26 protein-coding genes, 1 pseudogene and 1 riboswitch are annotated in these 24,936 nt (G+C 68.8%); of the genes and pseudogenes, 21 read left to right on the forward strand and 6 right to left on the reverse strand.

The window, feature by feature from the left end:
• The 8 genes and pseudogenes from thiC to AC1DO7_RS14180 all read left to right on the forward strand — a co-directional run.
• Positions 1-1,120, forward strand: a 1,120-nt coding sequence (thiC, locus tag AC1DO7_RS14145) for a phosphomethylpyrimidine synthase ThiC (RefSeq protein WP_477116256.1), incomplete at its 5' end; no start/stop codon positions are given.
• 134 nt (positions 1,121-1,254) lie between these two features.
• The gene (locus AC1DO7_RS14150) at positions 1,255-2,433 is read left to right on the forward strand and encodes an FAD-dependent oxidoreductase (RefSeq protein WP_441617528.1); all 1,179 of its coding nucleotides are present in this window, start codon (positions 1,255-1,257) and stop codon (positions 2,431-2,433) included.
• 11 nt (positions 2,434-2,444) lie between these two features.
• Positions 2,445-2,642, forward strand: coding sequence for a sulfur carrier protein ThiS (gene thiS / locus AC1DO7_RS14155; RefSeq protein ID WP_441617530.1), 198 nt, complete (start codon positions 2,445-2,447; stop codon positions 2,640-2,642).
• A 6-nt stretch (positions 2,643-2,648) separates the two neighbouring features.
• Positions 2,649-3,497, forward strand: a complete 849-nt coding sequence (locus AC1DO7_RS14160; RefSeq protein ID WP_441650364.1) for a thiazole synthase — start codon at positions 2,649-2,651, stop codon at positions 3,495-3,497.
• Positions 3,494-4,633: a thiamine phosphate synthase gene (locus AC1DO7_RS14165; protein WP_441617533.1), complete on the forward strand. Its 1,140-nt coding sequence runs from the start codon at positions 3,494-3,496 to the stop codon at positions 4,631-4,633. The genes AC1DO7_RS14160 and AC1DO7_RS14165 overlap by 4 nt, the downstream gene beginning before the upstream one ends.
• A 108-nt stretch (positions 4,634-4,741) precedes the next feature.
• A pseudogene (locus AC1DO7_RS14170) lies at positions 4,742-5,038 on the forward strand (hypothetical protein); the annotation flags it as partial.
• An 11-nt stretch (positions 5,039-5,049) separates the two neighbouring features.
• Positions 5,050-5,163, forward strand: a complete 114-nt coding sequence (locus tag AC1DO7_RS14175; protein ID WP_441650365.1) for a biotin/lipoyl-containing protein — start codon at positions 5,050-5,052, stop codon at positions 5,161-5,163.
• A 19-nt stretch (positions 5,164-5,182) separates the two neighbouring features.
• Positions 5,183-5,629, forward strand: a complete 447-nt coding sequence (locus AC1DO7_RS14180) for a PaaI family thioesterase (RefSeq protein WP_441650366.1) — start codon at positions 5,183-5,185, stop codon at positions 5,627-5,629.
• Positions 5,630-5,645: 16 nt separating this feature from the next.
• Here the strand turns inward: AC1DO7_RS14180 and AC1DO7_RS14185 are convergent, their stop codons facing one another.
• Both AC1DO7_RS14185 and thiD read right to left on the reverse strand, forming a co-directional pair.
• On the reverse strand, positions 5,646-6,086 hold the full coding sequence (locus tag AC1DO7_RS14185) for a PGDYG domain-containing protein (RefSeq protein ID WP_441650367.1): 441 nt from the start codon (positions 6,084-6,086) through the stop codon (positions 5,646-5,648).
• 133 nt (positions 6,087-6,219) lie between these two features.
• On the reverse strand, positions 6,220-7,050 hold the full coding sequence (gene thiD / locus AC1DO7_RS14190; protein ID WP_441617539.1) for a bifunctional hydroxymethylpyrimidine kinase/phosphomethylpyrimidine kinase: 831 nt from the start codon (positions 7,048-7,050) through the stop codon (positions 6,220-6,222).
• Between the two features lie 90 nt (positions 7,051-7,140).
• Positions 7,141-7,237, forward strand: a riboswitch (S-adenosyl-L-homocysteine riboswitch).
• Positions 7,238-7,363: 126 nt separating this feature from the next.
• On the opposite strand from thiD, the gene ahcY reads away from it, so the two are divergent.
• From ahcY to AC1DO7_RS14215, 5 genes are all read left to right on the forward strand, one after another.
• Positions 7,364-8,782 (forward strand): adenosylhomocysteinase, encoded by a 1,419-nt coding sequence (gene ahcY / locus AC1DO7_RS14195; RefSeq protein WP_477116257.1) that lies wholly within the window; start codon positions 7,364-7,366, stop codon positions 8,780-8,782.
• Positions 8,783-8,902: 120 nt separating this feature from the next.
• Positions 8,903-9,256 carry a phage holin family protein gene (locus tag AC1DO7_RS14200; RefSeq protein WP_441617543.1) on the forward strand — a complete coding sequence of 118 codons (354 nt, stop codon included), beginning with the start codon at positions 8,903-8,905 and terminating at the stop codon, positions 9,254-9,256.
• A 176-nt stretch (positions 9,257-9,432) separates the two neighbouring features.
• Positions 9,433-10,263: a methylenetetrahydrofolate reductase [NAD(P)H] gene (gene metF, locus AC1DO7_RS14205; RefSeq protein WP_441650369.1), complete on the forward strand. Its 831-nt coding sequence runs from the start codon at positions 9,433-9,435 to the stop codon at positions 10,261-10,263.
• A 4-nt stretch (positions 10,264-10,267) separates the two neighbouring features.
• On the forward strand, positions 10,268-10,630 hold the full coding sequence (locus tag AC1DO7_RS14210) for a TfoX/Sxy family protein (protein ID WP_441617547.1): 363 nt from the start codon (positions 10,268-10,270) through the stop codon (positions 10,628-10,630).
• 28 nt (positions 10,631-10,658) lie between these two features.
• Positions 10,659-11,438 (forward strand): Mut7-C RNAse domain-containing protein, encoded by a 780-nt coding sequence (locus AC1DO7_RS14215; RefSeq protein WP_441617549.1) that lies wholly within the window; start codon positions 10,659-10,661, stop codon positions 11,436-11,438.
• Between the two features lie 1,050 nt (positions 11,439-12,488).
• Here AC1DO7_RS14215 and AC1DO7_RS14220 read toward each other — a convergent pair.
• Positions 12,489-13,079, reverse strand: coding sequence for a 5-formyltetrahydrofolate cyclo-ligase (locus AC1DO7_RS14220; protein WP_441617551.1), 591 nt, complete (start codon positions 13,077-13,079; stop codon positions 12,489-12,491).
• Positions 13,080-13,183: 104 nt separating this feature from the next.
• On the opposite strand from AC1DO7_RS14220, the gene AC1DO7_RS14225 reads away from it, so the two are divergent.
• The 4 genes from AC1DO7_RS14225 (at position 13,184) to AC1DO7_RS14240 (ending at position 18,399) form a co-directional block, all read left to right on the forward strand.
• Positions 13,184-15,142, forward strand: coding sequence for a lytic transglycosylase domain-containing protein (locus tag AC1DO7_RS14225; protein ID WP_477116258.1), 1,959 nt, complete (start codon positions 13,184-13,186; stop codon positions 15,140-15,142).
• 95 nt (positions 15,143-15,237) lie between these two features.
• On the forward strand, positions 15,238-16,263 hold the full coding sequence (locus AC1DO7_RS14230) for a complex I NDUFA9 subunit family protein (protein WP_441650371.1): 1,026 nt from the start codon (positions 15,238-15,240) through the stop codon (positions 16,261-16,263).
• A gap of 198 nt (positions 16,264-16,461) precedes the next feature.
• Positions 16,462-17,154, forward strand: coding sequence for a glutathione S-transferase family protein (locus AC1DO7_RS14235; RefSeq protein ID WP_441617557.1), 693 nt, complete (start codon positions 16,462-16,464; stop codon positions 17,152-17,154).
• A 9-nt stretch (positions 17,155-17,163) separates the two neighbouring features.
• Positions 17,164-18,399: a multifunctional CCA addition/repair protein gene (locus AC1DO7_RS14240; RefSeq protein WP_477116259.1), complete on the forward strand. Its 1,236-nt coding sequence runs from the start codon at positions 17,164-17,166 to the stop codon at positions 18,397-18,399.
• Between the two features lie 69 nt (positions 18,400-18,468).
• Here AC1DO7_RS14240 and AC1DO7_RS14245 read toward each other — a convergent pair whose 3' ends face one another.
• Positions 18,469-18,663 (reverse strand): DUF2905 domain-containing protein, encoded by a 195-nt coding sequence (locus AC1DO7_RS14245; protein WP_441617561.1) that lies wholly within the window; start codon positions 18,661-18,663, stop codon positions 18,469-18,471.
• Positions 18,664-18,692: 29 nt separating this feature from the next.
• Positions 18,693-19,904 carry a class I SAM-dependent methyltransferase gene (locus tag AC1DO7_RS14250; RefSeq protein ID WP_441650373.1) on the reverse strand — a complete coding sequence of 404 codons (1,212 nt, stop codon included), beginning with the start codon at positions 19,902-19,904 and terminating at the stop codon, positions 18,693-18,695.
• Between the two features lie 15 nt (positions 19,905-19,919).
• Between AC1DO7_RS14250 and AC1DO7_RS14255 the strand changes: the two genes are divergently transcribed.
• The 3 genes from AC1DO7_RS14255 to ttcA all read left to right on the forward strand — a co-directional run bounded on the left by AC1DO7_RS14255 (position 19,920) and on the right by ttcA (position 22,322).
• Complete coding sequence (locus tag AC1DO7_RS14255; RefSeq protein WP_441617565.1) at positions 19,920-20,753, forward strand: SDR family oxidoreductase; 834 nt, start codon at positions 19,920-19,922, stop codon at positions 20,751-20,753.
• Positions 20,754-20,822: 69 nt separating this feature from the next.
• Positions 20,823-21,224: a dihydroneopterin aldolase gene (locus AC1DO7_RS14260; RefSeq protein WP_441617567.1), complete on the forward strand. Its 402-nt coding sequence runs from the start codon at positions 20,823-20,825 to the stop codon at positions 21,222-21,224.
• A 156-nt stretch (positions 21,225-21,380) separates the two neighbouring features.
• A complete protein-coding gene (ttcA, locus tag AC1DO7_RS14265; protein ID WP_441617569.1) occupies positions 21,381-22,322 on the forward strand; it encodes a tRNA 2-thiocytidine(32) synthetase TtcA in 942 nt (313 codons plus the stop codon).
• Positions 22,323-22,335: 13 nt separating this feature from the next.
• On the opposite strand, the gene AC1DO7_RS14270 is transcribed toward ttcA, so the two are convergent.
• On the reverse strand, positions 22,336-23,268 hold the full coding sequence (locus AC1DO7_RS14270; RefSeq protein WP_441650360.1) for a DUF6279 family lipoprotein: 933 nt from the start codon (positions 23,266-23,268) through the stop codon (positions 22,336-22,338).
• A gap of 212 nt (positions 23,269-23,480) precedes the next feature.
• Here AC1DO7_RS14270 and glmU point away from each other — a divergent pair, with 212 nt between their 5' ends.
• Entirely contained in the window at positions 23,481-24,842 is a 1,362-nt protein-coding gene (gene glmU / locus AC1DO7_RS14275; RefSeq protein ID WP_441650359.1) for a bifunctional UDP-N-acetylglucosamine diphosphorylase/glucosamine-1-phosphate N-acetyltransferase GlmU, read from the forward strand.
• Positions 24,843-24,936: the final 94 nt, after the last annotated feature.

Genomic DNA, 24,936 nt, shown 5'->3' on the forward strand with positions numbered 1-24,936 from the left:
GGTGTGGTCGATCCGCTGGGGCGCGGACACCATCATGGACCTGTCCACCGGCAAGCACATCCACGAAACCCGTGAATGGATCCTGCGCAACTCGCCGGTGCCCATCGGCACGGTGCCCATCTACCAGGCCCTGGACAAGACCGGCGGCATCGCCGAGGACCTGACCTGGGAGATGTTCCGCGACACGCTGGTCGAGCAGGCCGAGCAGGGCGTGGACTACTTCACCATCCACGCCGGCGTGCTGCTGCGCTATGTGCCGATGACCGCCGACCGCGTCACCGGCATCGTCTCGCGCGGCGGCTCGATCATGGCCAAGTGGTGCCTGGCGCATCACAAGGAAAACTTCCTGTACACGCATTTCGACGAGATCTGCGAAATCATGAAGGCCTACGACGTCTCGTTCAGCCTCGGCGACGGCCTGCGTCCGGGCTGCATCGCGGACTCCAACGACGACGCCCAGTTCGGCGAGCTGCGCACGCTCGGCGAGCTGACCGACAAGGCCTGGAAGCACGACGTGCAGGTCATGATCGAAGGCCCGGGCCACGTGCCGCTGCAGCGCATCCAGGCCAATATGGACGAGGAACTCAAGCACTGCTACGAGGCCCCGTTCTACACGCTCGGACCGCTGGTGACGGACATCGCCCCCGGCTACGACCACATCACCAGCGGCATCGGCGCGGCCAATATCGGCTGGATGGGCACGGCCATGCTGTGCTACGTCACGCCCAAGGAACACCTGGGCCTGCCGGACAAGGAAGACGTGCGCGAAGGCATCATCACCTACAAGATCGCCGCCCACGCGGCCGACCTTGCCAAGGGCTGGCCGGGCGCGCAGCTGCGCGACAACGCACTGTCCAAGGCGCGCTTCGAGTTCCGCTGGGAAGACCAGTTCAACCTCGGCCTGGACCCCGAGCGCGCGCGTTCGTACCACGACGCCACGCTGCCGGCCGAAGGCGCCAAGATCGCGCATTTCTGCTCGATGTGCGGTCCCAAGTTCTGCTCGATGAAGATCACGCAGGAAGTGCGCGACTACGCCGCCTCGCTCAAGCCCGAAGCCGAGCAGGGCATGCAGGAAAAGTCGATCGAGTTCGTCAAGAGCGGCAGCAAGATCTACTCGTAAGGCAAGGGGGGCGGCCCCCGCGCAAGCGGGCGCCGCACACGTAGTACCGTGCCTTCGCGAGGAGGCGCTCCCAGACTTAAAGGAGGCCGGCGCCCGCCGCGCAGTCGCGGCAGCCGCCGGCGCAAAGCATCCCCATGACAGTGCAGTCGTTTGATGTGGCCGTGCTCGGCGCCGGCCTGGCCGGGCGCCTTTCCGCCTGGCAACTGGTGCGTGCCGGCCTGCGCGTGGCGCTGGTCGAGCGAGCCGGCCCCGATGGCGCCGGCTCCGCCGCGCACGTGGCCGCGGCCATGCTGGCGCCGCTGGCCGAATCCGCCATCGCCGAGCGCCGCATCGTCGAGCTGGGCGTGGCCAGCGTCGATCTCTGGCGCGCCTGGGTGGCCGAGCTGCCCGAGCCGGTGTTTTTCCAGGAAGACGGCACGCTGGTGGTCTGGCATGCGCGCGACCGCGGCGAGATGTCATTGTTCACCAGCCGCGTGCGCGCGGTGGCGCCGCCCGCGCTGGTGGCCGAGCGCATGCGCGCGCTCGACGGCAACGGCGTGGCCGCGCTGGAACCCGCGCTCGCGGGGCGCTTCCCGCAGGGCCTGCTGCTGGCCGGCGAAGGCCAGCTCGACAACCGCGGCACGCTGCGCGCGCTGCTGGCGTGCGCGGTGGCCGAAGGCCTGCATTGCGTGTGGGAAGCCGGCGAGATCGAGGCCCGGGACCTGCCTGCGCTGGGCATCAGCGCGGGCGCGGTGCTGGACTGCCGTGGCCTGGGCGCGCGCGCCGCGTGGCCCGCGCAGCCGGCCGCGCGCGGCACCATGCCCGGCCTGCGCGGCTTGCGCGGCGAGGTGGTGCGCGTGCACGCGCCCGAGGTCAAGCTGCACCGCCCGGTGCGCCTGCTGCATCCGCGCTACCCGATCTATATCGCGCCCAAGCCCAACGACCTCTACGTGATCGGCGCCACCGAACTCGAAAGCGAGGACGATTCGCCGATGAGCGTGCGCTCCGCGCTGGAGTTGCTGTCGGCGGCTTACTCGCTGCATCCGGCCTTTGGCGAAGCGCGCGTGCTCGAACTCAACGTGCAGCGCCGGCCCACGCGGCCGGACCACCTGCCCGCCATCCGGGTCGACCAGCATGCCCGCGTGGTGCGCCTCAACGGCCTGTACCGGCACGGTTTCCTGATCGCGCCGGCGGTGACCGAGGCCGCCTGCCAGGTGGTGCGCGCGTTGCTCAGCGGCGATCCCGCCGCCCACGCCGTGCCCGCCGCGCTGCGCTGGCCGGGGATGATCGGCCCGGCGCTCGAGACCGTCGCCGGCGCGCCTGTCCTGCACTGAACAGACAGACTATGGAAATCCTGCTCAACGGCCGCCCGCTGGCCCTTGCCGAGAACGCCACGCTGGCCGACGCGGTGGCCGGCGCCGGCATCGCGCCGCCGTTTGCCGCCGCGCTCAACGGCCAGTTCGTGCCGCGCGCCGCGCATGCCGCCACCGCGCTCGCCGCCGGCGACCGCATCGACCTCGTGCAACCCGTGACGGGAGGCTGAACCAACATGACATTCGATACCACCGATCCCCGCCGCGACCTGCTCGGCGATCCCTTCGTGCTGTACGGCGAATCGTTCACCTCGCGCCTGCTGCTGGGCACCGCGCGCTACCCGTCTCCCGCCACCCTGCAGGCCGCCGTGGAAGCGTCGCGGCCCGCCATGCTGACCGTGGCGCTGCGCCGCCAGGGCGCGGTGGGCGACGGCGAGGGCGGCCAGTCCTTCTGGCAGATGCTCAAGGCGCTCAACGTGCCGGTGCTGCCGAATACCGCCGGCTGCATGGCACCGCAGGAAGTCATCACCACCGCCATGATGGCGCGCGAAGTGTTCGAGACCGACTGGATCAAGCTCGAGCTGGTGGGCGACGACTACACGCTGCAGCCGGACACGCTCAACCTGCCCGCGGTAGCCGAGACGCTGATCAAGGAAGGCTTCAAGGTGCTGCCCTACTGCACCGAGGACCTCGTGCTGTGCCGTCGCCTGCTCGACGTGGGCTGCCAGGCGCTGATGCCCTGGGGCGCGCCGATCGGCACCGGCAAGGGCGTGGTCAACCCGCACGCCATGCGCGTGCTGCGCGAACGCCTGCCCGACACCCCGCTGATCGTCGACGCCGGCCTCGGCCTGCCGTCGCACGCGGCCCAGGTGCTGGAGTGGGGCTACGACGGCGTATTGCTGAACACCGCGGTGGCGCAGGCCGCCTATCCGGTCAATATGGCGCGCGCCTTCGCGCTGGCGGTCGACGCCGGCCGCACCGCCTACCTGGCCGGCCCCATGCCCGAGCGCGAGATCGCCCAGGCCAGCACGCCGGTGGTCGGCATGCCGTTCTGGCACGCCGAAGGCGTGGAGGACCGCGCATGAGTCACGCTGCCGTGAAAGCCGCCGTCGACACGGCGCTGCGCGACACGCTGCTGGCGCGCTACGGCGCCAGCTTCGGCACCAGCGACAAGGGCTGGTCCGCCTGGGCGCGGCCCGGCGCCGGGGCGCTCGGCCACGCCGACGTGGTGCTGTCCGACGGCGAGGCCGATGCCGACGCGCTCGGGCGCATCGCCGCCGCCGGCGCGATCGCCATCGAGAGCGAGCGCGAAGGCGGCCGCTGGATCGACACCGTGCGCTCGCCGATGGGCACCTGGGTCTTTAGCGCCCATGCCGACAGCGACACCGCGCATCCGCCGGCCTTTACCGCCGTGCTGCTGGCCTGCCTGGCGCTGCATTTCCCCGCGCACGACGCGCTCTGCCTGGCCCGCGCCTGGCAGGCGGATTCGCTCGAGTGGCCGGCGGATTTCGCGCGCTTCCCGCAGGTGCGCCATGCCGCGCTGGTGCCGCCCGAGCAGCGCGCCCAGCCCTTCGCGCCGTGCCCGCCGCTGGGCCTGTACGCGGTGGTGCCCAGCGCCGAATGGATCGAGCGCCTGGTGCCGCACGGCGTGCCCACGGTGCAGCTGCGCTTCAAGTCGGACGACGCGCAGGCCGTGCGCGCCGAGATCGCACGCGCGGCGGGTGCCGCGCGCGGCAGCGCCTCGCGGCTGTTCATCAACGACCACTGGCGCGCCGCCATCGACCTGCACGCCAGCTTCGGCAGCGACAGCGCGCGCAGCGGCATCTACGGCATCCACCTCGGCCAGGAAGACCTCGATGAGGCCGACCTCGACGCGCTGCGCGCCTCCGGCCTGCGCCTCGGCGTGTCCACCCACGGCTATGCCGAGATGCTGCGCGTGGCCACCATCGGCCCGAGCTACCTCGCGCTGGGCGCGATCTTCCCCACCACCACCAAGGTCATGCCGACCGCGCCGCAGGGGCTGGGCCGCTTCCACGCCTACGCGAAGCTGATGCAGCCGGTGATCCCGTCGCTGGTGGGCATCGGCGGCGTCGATGCCGCGCGCCTGCCGCAAGTGCTGGCCGTCGGCGTCGGCAGCGCGGCGGTGGTGCGCGCCATCACCGAGGCGGCCGACGTGCCCGCCGCGGTGAAGCACCTGCTGGGCATGTTCCCCGCCGCCTGAAGCACCTGGCGAACCGGCGGTCCGCGCGCTTCTCCCGCATGCGGGAGAGGCGTGCCGGGAGAAGGGAAACGGCGGAAGGGCAGGCGCCCGAGAAAGCCGGGCACGCCTCGCTTTCGCGGCAACGGGCTCTACCTGCTCGACGCACCCGACGCTGCGCTCTCGCCGCAGCGGCAACTGGCGGCGCTGGCGCGCATCCACGATCTCGCGCGCGACGACTCGCAGTTCGTCATCGCCACGCACTCGCCGATCCTGATGGCCTACCCCGACGCGTGGATCTATAGCCTCGGCGCCGACGGCGTGCAGCGCATCGCGTACGAGGACACCGAGCACTTCCGCGTGAAGCCGCCGTCCGCGCCATCCACACCTAAGTTGGCGCTACCATTGCGGCCGGCGACGCCGTCATGATGGCAGGGTCCATGAAAATGAAGATCCCGCTCGAATCCGACTATGCTGGCGTGGTCAAGGCCATCCTGGTGCAGGCCGGCGATGCCGTTGCCGAGGCCGGGTGGTCGTCGAACTCGAATCATTGAACGCGAAAGGAACAACGTTTTGGAAAGTCCCGCACAGATCGTCCCGGTGGCGCCCGGCACCCCGGATAAGCCCTATTTCGGCATCGATGTGCCGCTGATGCGCCACCTTGGACTGCAGCCGGTGCATATCGAGGAGGGCCTGTGCCGCACGCGCCTGCCGGTCGGCCCGGCGCTGGTCAACAGCCGTGGCGATGTGCACGGCGGCACCTTGATGGCCACGCTGGACTTCACGCTCAGCGGCGCGGCGCGCTCGCATGCGCCGCTGGAAACCGGCGTGATCACCATCGACATGTCCACGCACTTCCTCTCGGCCGCGCGCGGCGAACTGTACCTGGAAGCGCGCTGCATGCGGCGCGGCGCGCGCATCGCCTTCTGCGAGGGGGAGGTGAAGAACGCGCAGGGCGAGGTCGTCTGCGTGGCGCGCGCGGCATTCAAGCTGGTGCCGCTGAGCAGCGGCGGCAACTAGGGCCGCGCCCCGGGCTTCAGGCCTGGCCTTGCGCCGGCCGGTAGACCTGGGCGAAGCGCGCCTGCTGCACGATGCCATAGTCTCCCGGCGCATACTGCATCAGCCAGTCCCCGGCCGCGCCATGCAGCACGTCGCCACCGGCACAGCGCGCAATGCTGAACGCATCTGCCATGCGCCTGGCCAGCACCACGCCCGGCTTGTTGCGGTAGTCGCCGTCCTGCCCGTGCGTGCCGGCCTGCAGCGGCTCGTACTTGGCGTCGAAACGGTCGCGGGAAACCACCCAGCGGTCGCCGGTGGAGCCGGTGACGACGGCATCGCCCGGCTGGTAGCGGTTGGGGCCTTCCAGGCTGATGAGTTCCCCGGGCGCGGCGGCGAAGGCCACCTGCACGACTTCGTGCTTCTGGTAAGGCGCGGCGGCGGGATCGGTGCGCAGGTCGATCTGGGTCAGGGCGGACATGGCTGGCAAGAGGAAGTCGGGAAAATGAAAACGGGCGGCGGATGGCCGGACAATGAAGTGTCCGATCATACCGCCGCCCGCTGTTTTTCCCGGTTTCCGTCCGGCGCGGTCCGTCAGAAGTCGAACTGCGCGCTCAGCCCATCACGCGCGGCGCGAAGGCATGGTTGAGCGGGCCGTTGCCGGCGCCCAGTTCCAGGTCGGCGCCGGCGACGATGGCTTCTGCCACGTAGTCGAGCGCCGCATCGACGGCGTCTTCCAGCGCGTCGCCGCGCGCCAGCTGTGCCGCCACCGCGGCCGCCAGCGTGCAGCCGGTGCCATGCAGGTTGCGCGTGTCGACGCGCGGGTGGGAGAACACGCGCACCGTGCCTTCGGCCGTCATCAGCAGGTCGTCCAGGCCGGCGTCGGCCGGGTCCAGGTGGCCGCCCTTGAGCAGCACCGCGCGGCAGCCCAGCGCCAGCAGGTCGCGTGCGGCCTGCTCCATCTCGCCGCGGCGGCTGATCTTGCGGCCCAGCAGCCAGGAGGCCTCGGGCAGGTTGGGCGTGACCAGCACGGCACGCGGGAACAGCAGGCGCACCATGGCCTGGCTGGTGGCGTCGTCGGCCAGCGTGGCGCCGGAGGTGGAGATCATCACCGGGTCCACCACCAGCTGGCGGATGCCGTGGCGGTCCACCGCGGCGGCCACCGCCTCGACGATGGCGGCCGTGCCCAGCATGCCGGTCTTGGCCGCGTCCACGCCGATATCGCTGGCAACCGCGTCGATCTGGGCCGCCACCATGTCGGCGGGGATCGCATGCACGCCGGTGACGCCGAGGGTGTTCTGGGCGGTGATGGCGGTGATGGCGCTCATGCCGAAGCAGCCCAGCGCGGAAAAGGTCTTGAGGTCGGCCTGGATGCCGGCGCCGCCGCCGGAATCGGAGCCGGCGATGGTCAGGGTGCGCGGAGGGCGGTGTGTCGTCTGGGTCATGTACGGTACGGGGCAGGCCGCGGGGAAGCGGCAAAGAAAAAATCGAGCTGGCGGCGGTGCGCAGCGCCGCCGGGCAGGCTACAATACCGCCACTCCGAGGAGCGTTGCAACGAATGTGGTCATTGTGCCCCAATGGGCCGGTAAGCCATTCGCCAGGCTCGGACTGTCTCAACGGCGCTCGCTGATCCGTGGTCCCACGGAGGCGAGTCGACCTATCCGCCCGCTTGGCATTCCTGTTTCGTCCGGAATGCCGGCGCGGCCGCATATCCCCCCGCACTCGTCACCGTCGCGCCACTCTTCACCGGAGTGAAACATGAACGCAGTGACTGACCTGAAGAACGATTACCTGGTCGCAGACATCGGCCTGGCCGGCTGGGGCCGCAAGGAAATCGCCATCGCCGAGACCGAGATGCCGGGCCTGATGGCCATCCGCGACGAGTTCGCCGCCCAGCAGCCGCTCAAGGGCGCGCGCATCGCCGGCTCGCTGCACATGACCRTCCAGACCGCCGTGCTGATCGAGACSCTSRYKGCSCTSGGCGCCGASGTSCGYTGGGCYTCSTGCAACATCTTCTCCACCCAGGACSACGCCGCCGCCGCCATCGCCGCGTCGGGCACGCCGGTGTTCGCCTTCAAGGGCGAGTCGCTCAAGGAATACTGGGACTTCACCCACCGCATCTTCGACTGGAAGGACGGCGGCACCCCCAACATGATCCTGGACGACGGCGGCGACGCCACGCTGCTGCTGCACCTGGGCGCGCGCGCCGAGAAGGATGCCTCGCTGATCGCCAAGCCGGGCAGCGAGGAAGAAACCTTCCTGTTCGCCGCCATCAAGGAAAAGCTGGCCAAGGACCCGAGCTGGTACAGCCGCAACCTGGACGCCATCAAGGGCGTGACCGAGGAAACCACCACCGGCGTGCACCGCCTGTACCAGATGGCGCAAAAGGGCGAGCTGCGCTTCCCGGCCATCAACGTCAACGACTCGGTGACCAAGAGCAAGTTCGACAACCTGTACGGCTGCCGCGAATCGCTGGTGGACGGCATCAAGCGCGCCACCGACGTGATGATCGCCGGCAAGGTCGCCGTGGTGGCCGGCTACGGCGACGTGGGCAAGGGCAGCGCGCAGGCGCTGCGCGCGCTGTCGGCGCAGGTGTGGGTGACCGAGATCGACCCGATCTGCGCGCTGCAGGCCGCGATGGAAGGCTACCGCGTGGTGACCATGGACTACGCCGCCGAGCACGGCGACATCTTCGTCACCTGCACCGGCAACTACCATGTCATCACGCATGACCACATGGCCAGGATGAAGGACCAGGCCATCGTCTGCAACATCGGCCACTTCGACAACGAGATCGAGATCGCCTCGCTGGAAAAGTACGAGTGGGACGAGATCAAGCCGCAGGTCGACCACGTGATCTTCCCGGATGGCAAGAAGATCATCATCCTCGCCAAGGGCCGCCTGGTGAACCTGGGCTGCGGCACGGGCCACCCGTCCTACGTGATGAGCAGCTCCTTCGCCAACCAGACCATCGCCCAGATCGAGCTGTGGCAGGAACGCGATAGCGGCAAGTACCCGGTGGGCGTCTACACGCTGCCCAAGCACCTGGACGAGAAGGTCGCGCGCCTGCAGCTCAAGAAGCTCAACGCGCAGCTGTCCGAGCTGACCGAGGAGCAGGCTGCCTATATCGGCGTGAAGAAGCAAGGCCCGTACAAGGCCGACCACTACCGTTATTGATCGCGGTCGCGGCCAGGGCGGCCGGCTGGCAGCCCTGGCCGCGCGCGTCGCGGTATCCCGTGCCTGTCTGTCGTGGATCTGTCTGTCGTTTGTCCGTCTGACCCGAGCGAAGGAGTCGTCATGAGATTGCTGGCCGTCTGGATCATCAACGCCGCCGCGCTGTTCCTGGTGGGCAACCTGATCAGCGGGATTCACCTGGGCGGCTTCGGCTCGGCCATGATCGCCGCGCTGGTGCTGGGGCTRGTCAACACCCTGATCCGGCCGATCCTGGTCATCCTCACGCTGCCGGTGACGCTGCTCACGCTCGGCTTGTTCATCTTCGTGATCAACGCGCTGCTGTTCCTGTTCGTGGGCAAGCTGCTTTCCGGCTTCGTGGTCACGGGCTTCGGCGCGGCCCTGCTCGGCTCCATCCTGTACAGCGTGATTTCCTGGCTGCTGTCGAGCGTGCTGCTGGGCGAGCGCCGCAACGCCTGAGGGGCCGCACCGTACAGCTCCTGGCGTTGTCGCGCGGCCTTGCCTTACCGCCCGACTGTCCGCGGCCGCGCCTGGCCCAGGACCGCTACGCTTCATTTCGAGGCAACCGTCTCGCGCAGACGGGGGATCAAAACCAACTTTCCAGCGCGCCGCGCCACACGCGGCGCGCCACCATCATGCAAGACCGCTACTTCAGCTTCGAGTTTTTCCCGCCCAAGACTGCCGAGGGCGCCGAGAAGCTGCGCAACACGCGTGCGCAGCTGGCTCCCTTGCATCCCAAGTACATCTCGGTGACGTTCGGCGCCGGCGGCACCACCCAGCAGGGCACGCTGGATGCCGTGCTGGAAATCCAGCGCGAAGGCATCGAGGCCGCGCCGCACCTGTCGTGCGTGGGTTCCTCGCGCGAGAGCATCCGCCAGGTCCTGCAGACGTACCGCGACGGCGGCATCCGCCATATCGTGGCGCTGCGCGGCGACATGCCCTCGGGCATGGGCGAGATCGGCGAGTTCCGCTTTGCCAACGAGCTGGTGGAGTTCATCCGCGCCGAAACCGGCGACTGGTTCAATATCGAAGTGGCGGCCTATCCGGAGTACCACCCGCAGGCCAAGTCGCCGCGCGTCGATCTCGAGAACTTCGTGCGCAAGGTCAAGGCCGGCGCCGATTCGGCCATCACCCAGTACTTCTTCAACGCCGACGCCTATTTCCGCTTCGTCGACGACGTGCGCGCCATGGGCGTGGAAGTGCCGATCGTGCCGGGCATCATGCCGATCACCAATTCCTCGCAACTGATGCGCTTCTCGGAGATGTGCGGCGCCGAAGTGCCGCGCTGGATAGCCAGGCGCCTGGAGGGCTTCGGCGACGACCGCGAATCGATCCGCGCCTTCGGCCTGGACGTGGTCACCGCGCTGTGCGAGCGCCTGCTGGCCGCCGGCGTGCCGGGGCTGCATTTCTATACGCTCAACTCGGCCGGCGCGACCAAGGCCATCTGGCAGCGCCTCAAGCTCTGACGCCATGCCGGCGCGCCGCCCGGATCCCTTCATCGACCACCTGCTCGAGCTGATGGGCCCGCTGGCGGCGCGCATCGGCCCGATCGGCGCGCGCCGCATGTTCGGCGGCCACGGCCTGTACTACGACGGCCTGATGTTCGCGCTGGTGTCGGGCGGGCGCTGCTGGCTCAAGACCGACGACCAGACCCGCGCGCGCTTCGAGGCCGAGGGCGGCGAGCCGTTCCGGTACAGCAGTGCCGGGCGCGAAGTCACCATGCGCCATTACCTGAGCCTGCCGCCGGCCTGCCTGGAATCCGCCGAGGAGATGACCGCCTGGGCGCGGCTGTCGGTGGAGTCCACGCTGCGGCTGGCCAACCAGGCGCGCTGAGCGGCCCGGCGATGGCCTAAACTGGCATATGGCCACAACCGCCGCCGAAGCCACCGCCGTCACCGCCACGTTCCGTTTCTACGAGGAACTGAACGACTTCCTGCCGCGCGCGCAGCGCGGCGTGGACCGTGCTTGCGCCTGCGCGCGCGCCGCCACCGTCAAGCACATGATCGAGGCGCTGGGCGTGCCGCATACCGAGGTCGAGCTGATCCTGGTCAACGGCGAATCGAGCGCCTTCGAGCGGACGCTGGAGGACGGCGACCGCGTGGCTGTCTATCCCCGCTTCGAAACCTTCGACGTCACGCCGCTGCTGCGCGTGCGCACCGCGCCCTTGCGCGAGACGCGCTTCGTGGCCGATGCGCATCTCGGCGGGCTGGCGCACCTGCTGCGCCTGACCGGCTTCGATACCCTCTACGACAACCATTTCGCCGACGCCGAGATCGAGGCCATCGCCCTGCGCGAGGGCCGCATCGTGCTCACGCGCGACCGCGAGCTGCTCAAGCGGCGCGGTGTCACCCATGGCTGCTACGTGCGCGCCATCAAGGCGCTGCCGCAATTGCACGAGATCTTCGCGCGGCTCGACCTGGCGCGTAGTGCGCGGCCGTTTTCGCTATGTCTTGACTGCAACGTGCCGTTGCGGCGCATCGACAAGGCCGAGGTGGCGGTGATGGCCGGACGCGTGCCGGCTGGCGTGTTGGCGAGACAGGAGCGGTTTGCTACTTGCGATTGCTGCCAGAGGGTGTTTTGGGAGGGGTCGCATTGGCGGCGGATGCGGGGGGTGGTGGATGATTTGTTGTGGAAGGGGTGATTGGTATGGTTGCTTTTTGGGGCCTAGCGGCCCGGGCTTGATTGGCTGTTCAGACGCATGAGATTGTGTTCGCGGCTGTGGGCCTAGCGGCCTGGGCCTTTTGGGTCATTCAGGCGCATGCAAGTGCGCCTGCTTCTGTGGGCCTAGCGGCGCGGGCTTGGTAGCCCGTTCGCACACATGTAAGTGTCACTTTTCTTTTCTCGAAAAGAAAAGTAACCAAAAGAAAGCGATTCTTGCAGAAGGCTGGGCGCTCAGACTTTATGGGTGGTGGTGGTTTCGTGGTGGGCGCGTTGGCTCCCATGAGACTGCTGGCGCTACCGGCGCTAGCCGCGGCGACATCTCGACTGATGTCCGATTCGTGGTGGCGCTGCATGGTGGCGTTGGCCCAGGTAGTTCAAACTGCTGCCGCGACCGGGGCGGATGGGTGCGGCATAGGAACGGCACTGGATTCGTGGTGGGCGCGGTGGCTCCCGGGCGGGAGCACTCAGCCGCAGCACACCGGCCCACCGGTTTGGGAAGCCGAGGCTTTCGCGTTCGGGTCCACCGCGCCCACCACGAAAACACGAGGGTGCTATATCGTGGCCACCCGAGCCGGTCGCGGCAGCAGCTTGAATGGCCTGGGCCTCGGCCATCATGGAGCCGTAAYGTGAAACGGCCACMTCCGGGATGSCAYCGCGGCCAGCGCCGGTAGCGTCAGCAGTCGAGCCGAAGCCACAAGACCCACCACGAAACCAGCGAGAGACGAGAAATCTGAGCGCCCAGCCTTCTGCAAGAATCGCTTTCTTTTGGTTACTTTTCTTTTCGAGAAAAGAAAAGTGACACTTACATGTGTGCGAACGGGCTACCAAGCCTGCGCCGCTAGGCCCACAGAGGCAGGCGCACTTGCATGCGCCTGAATGACCCAAAAAGCCCGCGCCGCTAGGCCCACAGAGACAGGCGCACTTGCATGCGCCTGAAGGACCCAAAAGGCCCAGGCCGCCAGGCCCACAGTCTGAACAGCCAATCAAGCTCGGGCCGCCAGGCCCACAGACACAGGCGCACTCCCATGCGTCAAAAAATCCCCCCCTCACTAACCACCCAATCCATCCCCACATCATGCCCCTCCGCCAGGAGCCCGATCCGGCAAGCCTCGAACCCGATGCCAATCGCCACCGGCGGTGTACCGCCAGCGGCAGCCAGCGCCGCCAACGTGCGGTCATAGAAGCCCCCGCCATATCCCAAGCGGAACTTATCGGAGCTGAAACCGACACAAGGAATCAGCAGCGCGTCCGGCACCACGGCCGGCGTGCCGTCGGGGACCGGGATGCCGTAGCGTCCAGTGGCCATCGCGGTGCCGGGTTCCCACAGGTGGAAGTCGAGCGGCGCGCCGGGGCGGCTGACCACCGGCAGGGCCGCCTGGCGGCCGGGCGCGGCGGCCAGCCAGCGCGTTACCGCGGGGCGTGCGTCGAACTCGTGCTGGATCGGCCAGTAGAAACCGAGGCGCCGCACCGCTGCCTGGCGTTCCAGCAGCGTGGCCAGCGCGGCTTCGATGGCGGCGTCGGCGCGGGCGCGCGCGGGCAGGGCGGCGCGCAGCGCCAGCAGGCGCTGCCGCAGGGCGTTGCGTTCCTCGCCGGAGCGGTTGCGATGCTCGTCGCTGGGCATGGCTGCGTGGGATAATGTCTGCTGTTGACCAAATATTGCACGGTCGGAAAAGGCGCGCTCCGAGAAGGCGATGCCGTCCGGCYGTCACAACAAGGAAGCTAAGAATGCCGAAGGGAGTATATCCGCAGCGTGCGGCCAAGGCCGCCCTGACGGCGATCGCGTGCGCGCTGCTTGCCACGCCGGTATTTGCACAAAAGCGCCCGTCGCCGCAGGTCCAGTCCCAGGCGCCCTCGCTGAGCATCCCGAGCAATCCCGACGACGCTTTCGTGGCACTGCGCGAGGCCGCCCGCAAGAACGACGTGGTGCGCACCGATGCCATCTCGGCCACGCTGGTGGACTACCCGATCCCGTCGTACGTCGAGTATTTCCGCATCAAGCCGCAGATGTTCGACGCCAGCGGCCTGGCCCGCATCGACGCGCCGGACGACCAGGTGCGCGCCTTCCTGCAGCGCTACAAGGGCGAGGCCATTGCCGACCGCATGCGCAACGACTGGCTGCTGGTGCTGGGCAAGAAGCGCGACTGGGCCAATTTCGACGCCGAGTACCCGCAGTTCGTGCTCAAGGACGACACCCAGGTGGAGTGCTATGCGCTGCTGTCGCGCGCGCTCAAGGGCCAGAACGTGGCGGCCGATGCGCGCGCCGTGCTCAGCGATCCCAAGTACTTCGGCGAAGGCTGCGTCGACCTGATCGCTTACCTGGCGCAGAGCCRGCAGATCSAGCSCAGCGACGTGGCSTTCCAGGCACGCCAGGCGCTCGAGCAGAATTTTGTGACGCTGGCGGGGCGCATTGCCGCCGCGGTCCCCGACGCGCGCGGCGACAGCAACACACTGGCCACGGTGGTCAAGATGGCGCGCAACGATCCCTCGCAGGCGGCGGCCTACCTGAACGCCAGCGCCGGCGGCCTGTCGCGCGACGAGCAGGGCGCGGGCTGGGGCGTGATCGGCCAGTTCGCCGCCAAGAAGCTGGCGCCCGAGGCGGCCGGCTACTACAGCCGCCAGATGGACCTGGGCGGCAACCAGTGGCTGTCCGACGAGACCCAGGAATGGCGCGTGCGTGCCGCGCTGCGCCAGGGCGACTGGAAGCAGGTGCGCCTGGCGGTGGAGCTGATGCGCCCCGAGCTGCGCGCCAAGGACCCGGCCTGGACCTACTGGTATGGCCGCGCGCTCAAGGCGGACAACCGTGCCGGCGAGGCCCAGCAGCAGTTCCAGTCGATCGCCGGCCAGTTCAATTTCTATGGCCAGCTGGCCAACGAGGAACTGGGCAACCGCACGGTGCTGCCGGTGCGCACCCAGGTCGCCGACGCCGATGTCAACGCCATGCGCGGCCGCCCGGGCTTCGTGCGCGCRCAGAAGCTCTATGACCTCAACCTGCGTTTCGAGGGCAACCGCGAGTGGAACTGGGAGCTGCGCGGCATGACCGACCGCCAACTGCTGGCCGCCGCCGACTACGCGCGCCGCATCGAGCTGCTGGACCGCGCCGTCAACACCGCCGACCGCACCCAGGCCGAGCACGACTTCTCGCTGCGCTTCCTGATGCCCTACCGCGACATCATGCAGCGCGCCACCGACGACGTCGGCCTGGACATGGCCTGGGCCTACGGCCTGGTGCGCCAGGAATCGCGTTTCATCATGAACGCGCGCTCGTCCGCCGGCGCCCATGGCCTGATGCAGGTGATGCCGGCCACCGCCAAGTGGGTCGCGCGCAAGATCGGCATGACGGATTTCTCGCCTTCGATGATGAGCGATCCGAACATCAACATCATGCTCGGCACCAACTACATGAGCATGGTGTTTACCGACCTGGACAGCTCCTGGACGCTGGCTTCGGCCGCGTACAACGCGGGCCCGGGGCGTCCCAAGAGCTGGCGCTCGAGCCTGCCGCGCCAGGTCGAGGGCGCGATCTTCGCCGAGACCATCCCGTTCTCGGAGACGCGTACCTACGTCAAGAATGTGCTCTCCAACGCCACGTACTATGCTGCATTGATGAGCGGCCGGCCGCAGTCGCTCAAGGATCGCCTGGGCTCGGTGTCGCCGTCGCAGATCACCACCACCGCCTTGCCCTGAGGCAGCGCGGGCGGCGCGGTCTGCCGGCCGGTGCGGTCACCGGCGCGTGCTCCATTTCGGGCGCGCGCCAGTCGTCCCTTGCCACGGAGAAATCCATGCAGACCAGCAATGTCCTAGTGATCGGCGGGGCCGGTTTCGTCGGCAGCCACCTGGTGGCGCGCCTGGCGGGTGTCGCCACCGCCTCGGCCACGCCGCTCGAACCGGGCAGTGTGACCGAGCCGCCCCTCGACCCCGAGCGCATCGTCGCCGCCACGCGCGACGCCGAGCACGCCCAGCACCTGCTGCTGCTGCCGCGCGTGGAAGTCACCGAACTGGACGTGCGCAACGAGGCCGACCTGAACGCCGCCATCGGCTCGCTGGGTACCGACGGCATCGTGGTCAACCTGGTCGGCATCCTCCACGGCGAGCGTGCCGAGCCCTATGGCGGCGCCTTCGCCGGCGCGCATGTGGATCTTCCCCGCTGCGTGGTGGAAGCCTGCCGCAGCACCGGCGTGCGCCGGCTGTTGCACATGAGCGCGCTGGGCGCGGACAGCGCGGGGCCGTCGATGTACCTGCGCAGCAAGGGCGACGGCGAGCGCGTGGTGCGCGAAAGCGAGCTGGACTGGACCATCTTCCGCCCCTCCGTGATCTTCGGTCCCGACGATCATTTCCTCAATCTCTTCGCCCACATGCAGCAGATCGCGCCGGTGGTGCCGCTGGCCTGCGCGCAGGCGAGGTTCCAGCCGGTCTACGTGCAGGACGTGGCGCAGGCCTTCGTCAATGCCATGGCCGCGCCCGCCACCATCGGCCGGACCTACGACCTGGCCGGGCCGCAGGTCTACACGCTGGAGGAGCTGGTGCGCTTTGCCGGCCGCGCCAGCGGCCATCCGCGCCCGGTCCTGCACCTGCCCGACGCGCTCGCGCGCCTGCAGGCAGCCGTGCTCGAGCACATGCCGGGCGCGCCGGTGATGACGCGCGACAATCTCGATTCCATGCGGCTGGACAATGTCATGCAGGGCCAGATCGCGCCGGAGCTGGGCCTGCGCCAGCCCGTCAGCCTGGAAGTGGTGATGACCGACGTGCTGGCCGGCCGCGGCCACGAGAGCCAGATGCAGGTGCTGCGGCGAAGCATCTACCGCTGAAGCGGCCCGGGCGGCAGGTCCGCGCGGGGCCTGCCGGTGGCCTGCCCGCGTCCTGCCGCCGGCGGCGCATGTGACCTGGCTTCACATCGCTGCGAGCGCAATTCGCTTGGAGGGGCCCGGCGCCGCTGGCTACAATGACCTGTTTCGCTGGTGTGCTGTCCCGGCCTCTCTTCCCCCATTTCCTGCAAGGATTCCGCGATGAAGCTCGTCATCGGCAACAAGAACTATTCGTCCTGGTCGCTGCGTCCGTGGTTGCTGATGCGCCATGCCGGCATTGCCTTCGAGGAGGTCAAGGTGCGCCTGTTCGCGCCGGGCTTCGAGCAGGAGATCGCGCGCCACTCGCCCACCGGCAAGGTGCCGGTGCTGATCGACGGCGACCTCACCGTGTGGGACACGCTGTCGATCGCGGAATACCTGGCCGAATGCTTCCCCGAGAAGCAGCTGTGGCCGGCCGAGCGCAACGCGCGCGCGCTGGCCCGCTCGGTCTGCGCGGAGATGCATTCCGGCTTCGGCAACCTGCGCAGCCAGCTGCCGCTGAACGTCACCGCGGTGCTGCCCGGCATGGGCTGGAACGTGGCCGTGCAGCGCGACGTGGACCGCATCGCCGCGATCTGGTCCGACCTGCGCGCGCGCTTCGGGGCCGGCGGCCCCTTCCTGTTCGGCGCGTTCACCATCGCCGACGCGTACTTCGCGCCGGTGGTCAGCCGCTTCGCCACCTATGGCATCCACCTGCCCGACGATGCGGCCAAGCCCTACGCCGACTTCATGCTCGCGCTGCCGGCCATGCAGGCCTGGATCGCCGACGCGCGCGAGGAGCGCGATTTCCTCGCATCCGATGAACCCTACCGGCTCGTCCCCGACCGCGACGACGCCATCGTCATCAATCACTGAGATCCGCTTATGCAGGTGTATGCCGTAGGCGGCGCCATTCGCGACGCCCTGCTGGGCAAGCCCAGCCAGGACTGCGACTACGTGGTGGTGGGCGCGACCCCGGCCGGGATGGAAGCCGCGGGCTACAAGCCGGTCGGCAAGGATTTCCCGGTCTTCCTCCATCCGCAGACCAGGGAGGAATACGCGCTGGCCCGCACCGAGCGCAAGACCGCGGCCGGCTACAAGGGCTTCGCCTTCTACTGCGCCCCGGACGTCTCGCTCGAGGACGACCTGGTGCGGCGCGACCTTACCATCAACGCCATGGCGCGCGCGGTCGATGCGGACGGCGCACTCACCGGCCCGGTGATCGACCCCTACGGCGGCCAGCGCGACCTGGCCGCGCGCCAGTTCCGCCATGTCTCCGAAGCCTTCGCCGAAGACCCCGTGCGCATCCTGCGCGTGGCCCGCTTCGCGGCGCGCTTCCACGATTTCACCGTGGCCGCCGACACGCTCGCGCTGATGCGCCGCATGGTCGAAGCGGGCGAGGTCGACGCCCTGGTGGCCGAGCGTGTGTGGCAGGAAATCGCGCGCGGCCTGATGGAAGCGAAGCCCTCGCGCATGTTCGAGGTCCTGCGCGCCTGCGGCGTGCTGGCGCGCCTGCTGCCCGAGTTGGACCGGCTGTGGGGCGTGCCGCAGCGCGCCGACTACCACCCCGAAGTCGATACCGGCGTGCATGTGATGATGGTGGTCGATACCGCTGCCGCCATGGGCGCCTCGCTGGCGGTGCGCTTCGCCGCGCTGATGCACGACCTCGGCAAGGGCACCACGCCGGCAGACATCCTGCCGCGCCATATCGGCCACGAACAGCGCAGCGTGGCGCTGCTCGAGGCCGTCTGCAAGCGCCTGCGCGTGCCCACCGAATGCCGCGACCTCGCGGTCGTGGTCGCGCGCGAGCACGGCAATATCCACCGCTCCGACACCTTCGGCGCCGCGGCGCTCACGCGCTTGCTGGAGCGCTGCGACGCGCTGYGCAAGCCCGCCCGCTTTGCCGAAGTACTGCAGGCCTGCGAGGCCGATGCCCGGGGGCGCCTCGGCTTCGAGGAACGCAGCTATCCGCAGACCGCGCGGCTGATGGCGGCGCTCGACGCCGCGTCGTCGGTGGATGGGGGTGCGGTGGCCAGGGAATGCGCGGGGAATGCGACGCTGATCCGCGACCGCGTGCATGTGGCGCGGGTGGCGGCGGTGGAGACTGCGCTGGGGGCGTGAGCGGACGCTCGCACGGGCCAGGGGAGGGGCCGGCGCATGCCGGCGCGATCCCCGCTCCCGCTCCCGTCCCTAGATCAGCTTGCCCACCAGCAAGGCCACCAGCGACAGCAGGATGGTGGAGGCAAACGGCAGCATGAAATCCCGCCCGAACAGCCGGAACCGCACGTCGCCGGGCAGCCGCCCGAGCCCCAGCTTTTGCAGCCAGGGCAGGGCTGCCGACAGCAAGATGACGGCCAGGAAGATGGTGAGGGTCCAGCGCAGCATGGTGCGTGCCTGAGGGGGTGGATGCCTGACTATAGCGCGTGGCTGCGGTCGCCGCGCGCGAAACCGGCCAGCGGCAAGGTGTCGTCGAGCCCGCGGGTCAGGGCGATGACCTTGAACAGCTCGCCCATTTCCGCCTCGGACAACAGCTTTTGCACCGCATTGGCGGCGGGCAGGAAGCTTTGCGTGTCGTTGGGGTCCAGCGCCATCAGCAATTCGGTGATGCCGGCGTTCATCAGGAAACGCGCCTGCGAGGCGAAACCGGCTACCGTCAGGCCGGCGTCGACGGCGGCGTGGGCGATGCCGCTGAAGTTGACGTGGGCGGTGATGTCCTGCAGGCCGGGGTAGAGGAAGGGGTCCGGGTGCGCATGATGGCGGTAGTGGCACATCAGCGTGCCCTCCATGCGCTGCGGGTGATAGTACTCGGCGGCGGGGAAGCCATAGTCGATCAGGAAGGCGGCGCCGCGCGCCAGCATCGCGCCCAGCGCGCGCGTGAAGCCCTCGGCTTCGGCGTGGGTCTCGGTGACGATGTCGTGGTCGCCGGGGATGGCGTGCAGCGCTTCGGGCAGGGCGTCGGCCGGCAGCGGGCGGTCGGAGAACGCGAAGGCGCCGGCGCCATCGGTAGCCTCCGCGCCATCCTCGCTCTCCCGGCGGATCACGCCGCGTTCGAGCCAGCGGCCGTGGCTGCGGGCGAACAGGCGCACCGGCATGGCGTCGAGTACTTCGTTGCCGACCACGATGCCTTCGAAATGCTCCGGCAGCGTGTCAAGCCATTGCACGCGCGCGGCCAGGCGCGGGGCGCGCCCGGCCAGCGTGGCCTGCTGGCGCGCGCGCAGCTCGCCGGAAAGTTCGACGATGGCGTAGCGTTCGGGCAGCTGGCCTTCCTGTTCCAGGGCCAGCAGCAGGTCGGCGGCGAGGCGGCCGGTGCCGGCGCCGAATTCGAGTACCTCGGACAGGCCTTGCGCCAGCAGCGGCGCGAACTGGCGTGCCAGGGTGCGCGCGAAGAACGGACTCAGTTCGGGGGCGGTGATGAAGTCGCTGCCGTCGCGCGCGTCGCGGCCGAACTTGGCGGCGCCGCCGCTGTAGTAGCCAAGGCCGGGGGCATATAGCGCAAGCGCCATATAGCGGTCGAAACCGAGCCAGCCGCCGGCGTCGACGATGGCCTGGCCGATATGTGCGCTGAGCGCGGCGGACGCGGCCAGCGCGTCGGCGGGGGGAAGGGGTAGACTAGCGCCTTTGTGCATACCGCGATTGTAGCAATGCCAGACTCCGTATCCCCTGACTCCGCCGCGCCCGGCGCGGCACCTGCCGCAGCGACTGCTGCCACCGCCGCCCCGGCGCGCGGCGTCGCGCTCGTCACCGGTGCCGCGCGCCGGCTCGGCCGCGTGATCGCGCTGGAACTGGCCGCGCGCGGCTGGGACGTGGCGGTGCACTGCCACCGTTCGCTGGCCGAGGCCGAGGCGCTGGCCGCGCAGATCCGCGCGGGCGGGCGCCGCGCCGCGGTGCTGCAGGCCGACCTGGCCGACGAAGCCTCCACCGGCAAGCTGGTCGCCGACTGCATCGCGGCGCTGGGCGTGCCGACCTGCCTGGTCAACAATGCCTCGCTGTTCCAGTACGACGTGGCGACCAGCTTTTCCTATGCCTCGCTCGACACCCACATGCGCACCAACGTGGCGGCGCCGCTGCTGCTGTCGCGCGAGCTGCACCGCGCGCTGCCGGACGGGCAGACCGGCGTGGTGATCAACCTGCTCGACCAGAAGCTGGACAACCTCAACCCGGATTTCCTGTCGTACACGCTGTCCAAGTCCGCCCTGCAGACCGCCACCGTGCAGCTGGCCCAGGCGCTGGCGCCCAAGCTGCGCGTGGTGGGCGTGGCGCCCGGCATCACCATGGTCTCGGGCGACCAGTCCAGTCCCGGCTTCCGGCGCGCGCACTGCATGACCCCGCTGGGCCAGTCGTCCACGCCGGAAGATATCGCGCAGGCCGTGGCCTACCTGGCCGACGCGCGCGCCGTGACCGGCACCACGCTTTACGTCGATGGCGGGCAGCACCTGATGCCGCTCGCGCGCGACGTGATGTTCCTGACCGAATAACCCTTTGACGTACCCCGGCGCGCAAGGCCGGCAACCAGCCCGCGCGCCTTTCAGACTTAGCATCCCATCATGACCATGCTCGCCGCCCTTTCACTCCCCAGCCTGCAAGACTGCCGCCGCATGTTCCTGCGCAACTATGAAGTGCAGATCAATATCGGCGTGCACGAATTCGAGAAGAAGGGCGAACAGCGCGTGCTGATCAATATCGACCTGTTCGTGCCGCTGGCGCAGAGCACGCCCCAGGAGGACAAGCTGCAGGAAGTGGTGGACTACGACTTCATGCGCAATACCGTGGCCGAGCGCATGGCCCAAGGCCACGTGCACCTGCAGGAAACCCTGTGCGACGACGTGGCGCGCGCCATGCTCAAGCATCCCAAGGTGCGCGCCGTGCGCGTGTCGACCGAGAAGCCGGACGTCTACCCGGACTGCGATTCGGTCGGTGTCGAGGTCTTCCATATCAAGAGCGAGTAACAGCCGCGCAAGAAGCGCGCGCCGGCGTTCGGCGCGGCCGGGGCGCTCAAGCTAAAATAGCAGGTTGTCCGGCTACGGCCCGGCCGGCAGCAACGCAAGTGACGTGACTGCCGCATCRCACGCCGTTCCGCCCCCGCCTTCCCCGATTCGAGCGCCATGACCGCCACCACGCATTCCAAGAACTTCTTCCGCCTGGAGACCTATCTCCAGTCGCAGACGGGCCGCGCCATCGGCGATTTCAAGATGATCGAGGACGGCGACACGGTGCTGGTCTGCCTGTCCGGCGGCAAGGACTCGTACACCATGCTGTCGGTGCTGATGGCGCTGCAGAAGCGCGCGCCGGTCAAGTTCAAGCTGATCGCGATGAACCTGGACCAGAAGCAGCCGGGCTTCCCCGCGGACATCCTGCCGGCGTACCTGAAGTCGGTGGGCGTGGAATATGTGATCGTCGACGCGGATACGTATTCCATCGTCAAGGAGAAGGTGCCCGAGGGCAAGACCACCTGCTCGCTGTGCTCGCGCCTGCGCCGCGGCGTGATCTACCGCACCGCCAAGGAACTGGGCGCCAACAAGATCGCGCTGGGCCACCACCGCGACGACATTGTCCAGACCTTCTTCCTGAACCTGTTCTTCGGCGGCAAGATGAAGGCCATGCCGCCCAAGCTGGCCACCGACGACGGCCAGCACATCGTGATCCGTCCGCTGGCCTACTGCCCGGAAAAGGACATCGCCGCCTACGCGCGCGCCATGGAGTACCCCATCATCCCGTGCAACCTGTGCGGCTCGCAGGAGAACCTGCAGCGCAAGAAGGTCAAGGAGATGCTGGTGGAGTGGGAGCGCACGAATCCGGGCCGGACCGACAATATCTTTGCCGCGCTGCGCAGCGTGGTGCCCTCGCACCTGGCCGATACCGCGTTGTTCGATTTCAATGGCCTGGCAACCGGGCTGGCCAAGGTGGACGAGGCCGCGCTGTTCGGCGAGACCACCTTCTCCCAGCAGCCGCTGGTCTTTGCCGGCGGGATGGAGGAGAACAAGCTGGAATTCGTGCGCTTCGAGAAGTCCGCGCCGGCCGCCACTGCGCCGGCCGTCGCAGACTGAGCAGCGGACGCGGCTAGTTCTCTGCCCGCGCCGGCTGCGCGCCGGCCGTGGCGGGCGGTTTTTCGCGCATCAGCGCGTTGGCGTCCTCGATCCATTTCTGGAAGCGCTCGACCGCGTGGTTCTTCTGCTCGGGCGTGGTCAGGTTGGCAATGGTGGCCGTCAGCACCAGGCCCGCTTCGTTGTTGGCGTCGTGGCGCGCATCGCGCTCGCGCGTGGGCGGGTTCTGCCAGTGGTCGCCGTAGCGCCTGAGCATCTCCACGACCTGGGCCTTGGGCGGACGCGTGGCCTGCACCTGCCTGGCCAGGGCCAGCCATTCCTGCTGGCGCTTGACCCGCTCGTCGTAGCGCGCCTCCGCACCCTGCACCACGGGCGCCATGGCGCGCCGGATGACGGCCTCCTGCTCGCTGGAGAAGCGCCCGTAGATCAGGCGGGCATAATCCATCACCTTGTCGAAGCGGGCTTCCTCGCGGGCGGCCGGGTCAGGGCGCAGGTACTCCTTGCGGTACTTGGCGTTGGCTTCGCCGAACTTCTTATCCATCCGGGCGATCTGCTCGGGCGTGAGCGTCAGCAGCAGGTCGGCCACGTCGGGCGTGGAGCGGTCGAACGCCACGCGCGCCAGGCGCTGGGCGCCTTCCTGGATCCTGCCCACCTCGGCTGCCGTGACCGGCTGCTGCACTTCGCTCTTGGCCTGGCGCAGCAGGCCGGCGATTTCCGGCAACTGGTCCTTGCGGTGCCAGGCGAAGAAGCGGGCAATGGCGTCGCGCGTCAGCGGTTCCTGGCTGGCCGACACATCCACATAGTTGTCAACCCACCAGAAGGCTAGCCTGTCGCCCTGCTGGTAGCCCAGTTTCATGGCGTTGCAGGCGCCCAGCGCGGTCAGCGCGATCAGCGCGCCGGCCAGCGCGAACTTGCGCAGGCCGGCACCGTGGCGCTCGTTCCACGACATGAGAATTGGTGACAAACGGCGTAAAACCCGCATGATAGAATCCTTTTCCGCGTGATTTGGGCCCTGAACGCGCCCGCCATTCCCGGTTGCGGCAGCCTTTGCCGCCTGTCGCGGGATCCGGATCACGAAGCCGGCCAGCCTTGCCGGCCCCCGGGCTGTCCCGGGGGCGGTTTCAAACGGGTTTTTGGACACACTCACTTAGGACCCTCCTTGTGAATATCGTCATTCTCGCTGCGGGAATGGGCAAGCGCATGAACTCCGCGTTGCCCAAGGTCTTGCATCCGCTTGCCGGCCAGCCGCTGCTCGCGCATGTGATTGCTACGGCCCGCAAATTGTCGCCGACGCGGCTTGTCGTGGTGGTCGGGCATGGCGCCGAGCGCGTGCGCGAGGCCGTGGGCGCCGCCGACGTCGCTTTCGCCCTCCAGGCCGAGCAGCTCGGCACCGGCCACGCCGTGGCGCAGGCGCTGCCTCTGCTCGACGACAGCCAGCCCACGCTGGTGCTGTACGGCGACGTGCCGCTGACCGAGTCCGCCACGCTGCAGCGCCTGGTGGCCGAGGCCGGCACGGAACGCTTCGGCATCCTGACCGTGGAGATGGACGACCCCGCCGGATACGGCCGCATCGTGCGCGAGGCAGGCAGCATCGTACGTATTGTCGAGCAAAAAGATGCCACTGAGGCGCAGCGCGCCATCCGCGAGATCAATACCGGCATCATCATTGCGCCCACCGGCCACCTGCGCCGCTGGTTGTCCACGCTGCGCAACGACAACGCCCAGGGCGAGTACTACCTGACCGATACGGTCGAGCGCGCCGTCGCCGACGGCATGGAAGTGGTCGCGACGCAACCCGTCGCATTGTGGGAAACGCTGGGCGTCAACAGCAAGGTGCAGCTGGCCGAACTGGAGCGCATCCACCAGCGCAACCTCGCGCAGCGCCTGCTCGAAGCCGGCGTGACGCTGCTGGACCCCGCACGCATCGATATCCGCGGCGAACTCACCTGCGGGCGCGACGTGACCATCGACGTCAATTGCGTGTTCGAAGGGCGCGTGCATCTCGAAGACGGCGCCCATATCGGCGCCAGCTGCGTGATCCGCAACAGCACCATCGGCGCGGGYGCGCGCCTGCAGCCGTTCTGCCATTTCGAGGACGCCAGCGTGGGCGCGCAAGGCCGCATCGGCCCGTACGCACGGCTGCGCCCGGGCACCGTGCTCGGCGAGGATGTGCACATCGGCAACTTCGTCGAGGTCAAGAACAGCGAGATCGCGGCGCACAGCAAGGCCAACCACCTGGCCTACGTGGGCGACGCCACGGTCGGCTCGCGCGTCAATATCGGCGCCGGCACCATTACCTGCAACTACGACGGCGCCAACAAGCACCGCACCGTCATCGAGGACGATGTCTTCATCGGCTCCGATACGCAGCTGGTGGCCCCGGTGACCGTGCGCCGCGGCGCCACCATCGGCGCCGGCACCACGTTGACCAAGGAAGCGCCCGCCGACAAGCTGACGCTGTCGCGCAGCAAGCAGATGACACTCGACGCCTGGCACCGCCCGGTCAAGCAAGCGAAGAAATAAGCCCCGCCTCCGACCGGCCTGCGCCATGGCTGGCGGCATTGGCAAACCGCGGGTAACGGCGCTGCCGTTACCGCGCAATCTATCAGGCGCGGCC

The sequence above is a fragment of the Cupriavidus sp. 05N40 genome, from assembly GCF_056397305.1.

Coding starts and splice junctions, on each gene's coding strand:
- AC1DO7_RS14150 (WP_441617528.1), top strand. CDS start 1,255: ATGACAGTGCAGTCGTTTGATGTGGCCGTGCTCGGCGCCGGCCTGGCC.
- thiS (WP_441617530.1), top strand. CDS start 2,445: ATGGAAATCCTGCTCAACGGCCGCCCGCTGGCCCTTGCCGAGAACGCC.
- AC1DO7_RS14160 (WP_441650364.1), top strand. CDS start 2,649: ATGACATTCGATACCACCGATCCCCGCCGCGACCTGCTCGGCGATCCC.
- AC1DO7_RS14165 (WP_441617533.1), top strand. CDS start 3,494: ATGAGTCACGCTGCCGTGAAAGCCGCCGTCGACACGGCGCTGCGCGAC.
- AC1DO7_RS14175 (WP_441650365.1), top strand. CDS start 5,050: ATGAAAATGAAGATCCCGCTCGAATCCGACTATGCTGGCGTGGTCAAG.
- AC1DO7_RS14185 (WP_441650367.1), bottom strand. CDS start 6,086: ATGTCCGCCCTGACCCAGATCGACCTGCGCACCGATCCCGCCGCCGCG.
- thiD (WP_441617539.1), bottom strand. CDS start 7,050: ATGACCCAGACGACACACCGCCCTCCGCGCACCCTGACCATCGCCGGC.
- metF (WP_441650369.1), top strand. CDS start 9,433: ATGCAAGACCGCTACTTCAGCTTCGAGTTTTTCCCGCCCAAGACTGCC.
- AC1DO7_RS14210 (WP_441617547.1), top strand. CDS start 10,268: ATGCCGGCGCGCCGCCCGGATCCCTTCATCGACCACCTGCTCGAGCTG.
- AC1DO7_RS14215 (WP_441617549.1), top strand. CDS start 10,659: ATGGCCACAACCGCCGCCGAAGCCACCGCCGTCACCGCCACGTTCCGT.
- AC1DO7_RS14220 (WP_441617551.1), bottom strand. CDS start 13,079: ATGCCCAGCGACGAGCATCGCAACCGCTCCGGCGAGGAACGCAACGCC.
- AC1DO7_RS14230 (WP_441650371.1), top strand. CDS start 15,238: ATGCAGACCAGCAATGTCCTAGTGATCGGCGGGGCCGGTTTCGTCGGC.
- AC1DO7_RS14235 (WP_441617557.1), top strand. CDS start 16,462: ATGAAGCTCGTCATCGGCAACAAGAACTATTCGTCCTGGTCGCTGCGT.
- AC1DO7_RS14245 (WP_441617561.1), bottom strand. CDS start 18,663: ATGCTGCGCTGGACCCTCACCATCTTCCTGGCCGTCATCTTGCTGTCG.
- AC1DO7_RS14250 (WP_441650373.1), bottom strand. CDS start 19,904: ATGCACAAAGGCGCTAGTCTACCCCTTCCCCCCGCCGACGCGCTGGCC.
- AC1DO7_RS14255 (WP_441617565.1), top strand. CDS start 19,920: ATGCCAGACTCCGTATCCCCTGACTCCGCCGCGCCCGGCGCGGCACCT.
- AC1DO7_RS14260 (WP_441617567.1), top strand. CDS start 20,823: ATGACCATGCTCGCCGCCCTTTCACTCCCCAGCCTGCAAGACTGCCGC.
- ttcA (WP_441617569.1), top strand. CDS start 21,381: ATGACCGCCACCACGCATTCCAAGAACTTCTTCCGCCTGGAGACCTAT.
- AC1DO7_RS14270 (WP_441650360.1), bottom strand. CDS start 23,268: ATGTCGTGGAACGAGCGCCACGGTGCCGGCCTGCGCAAGTTCGCGCTG.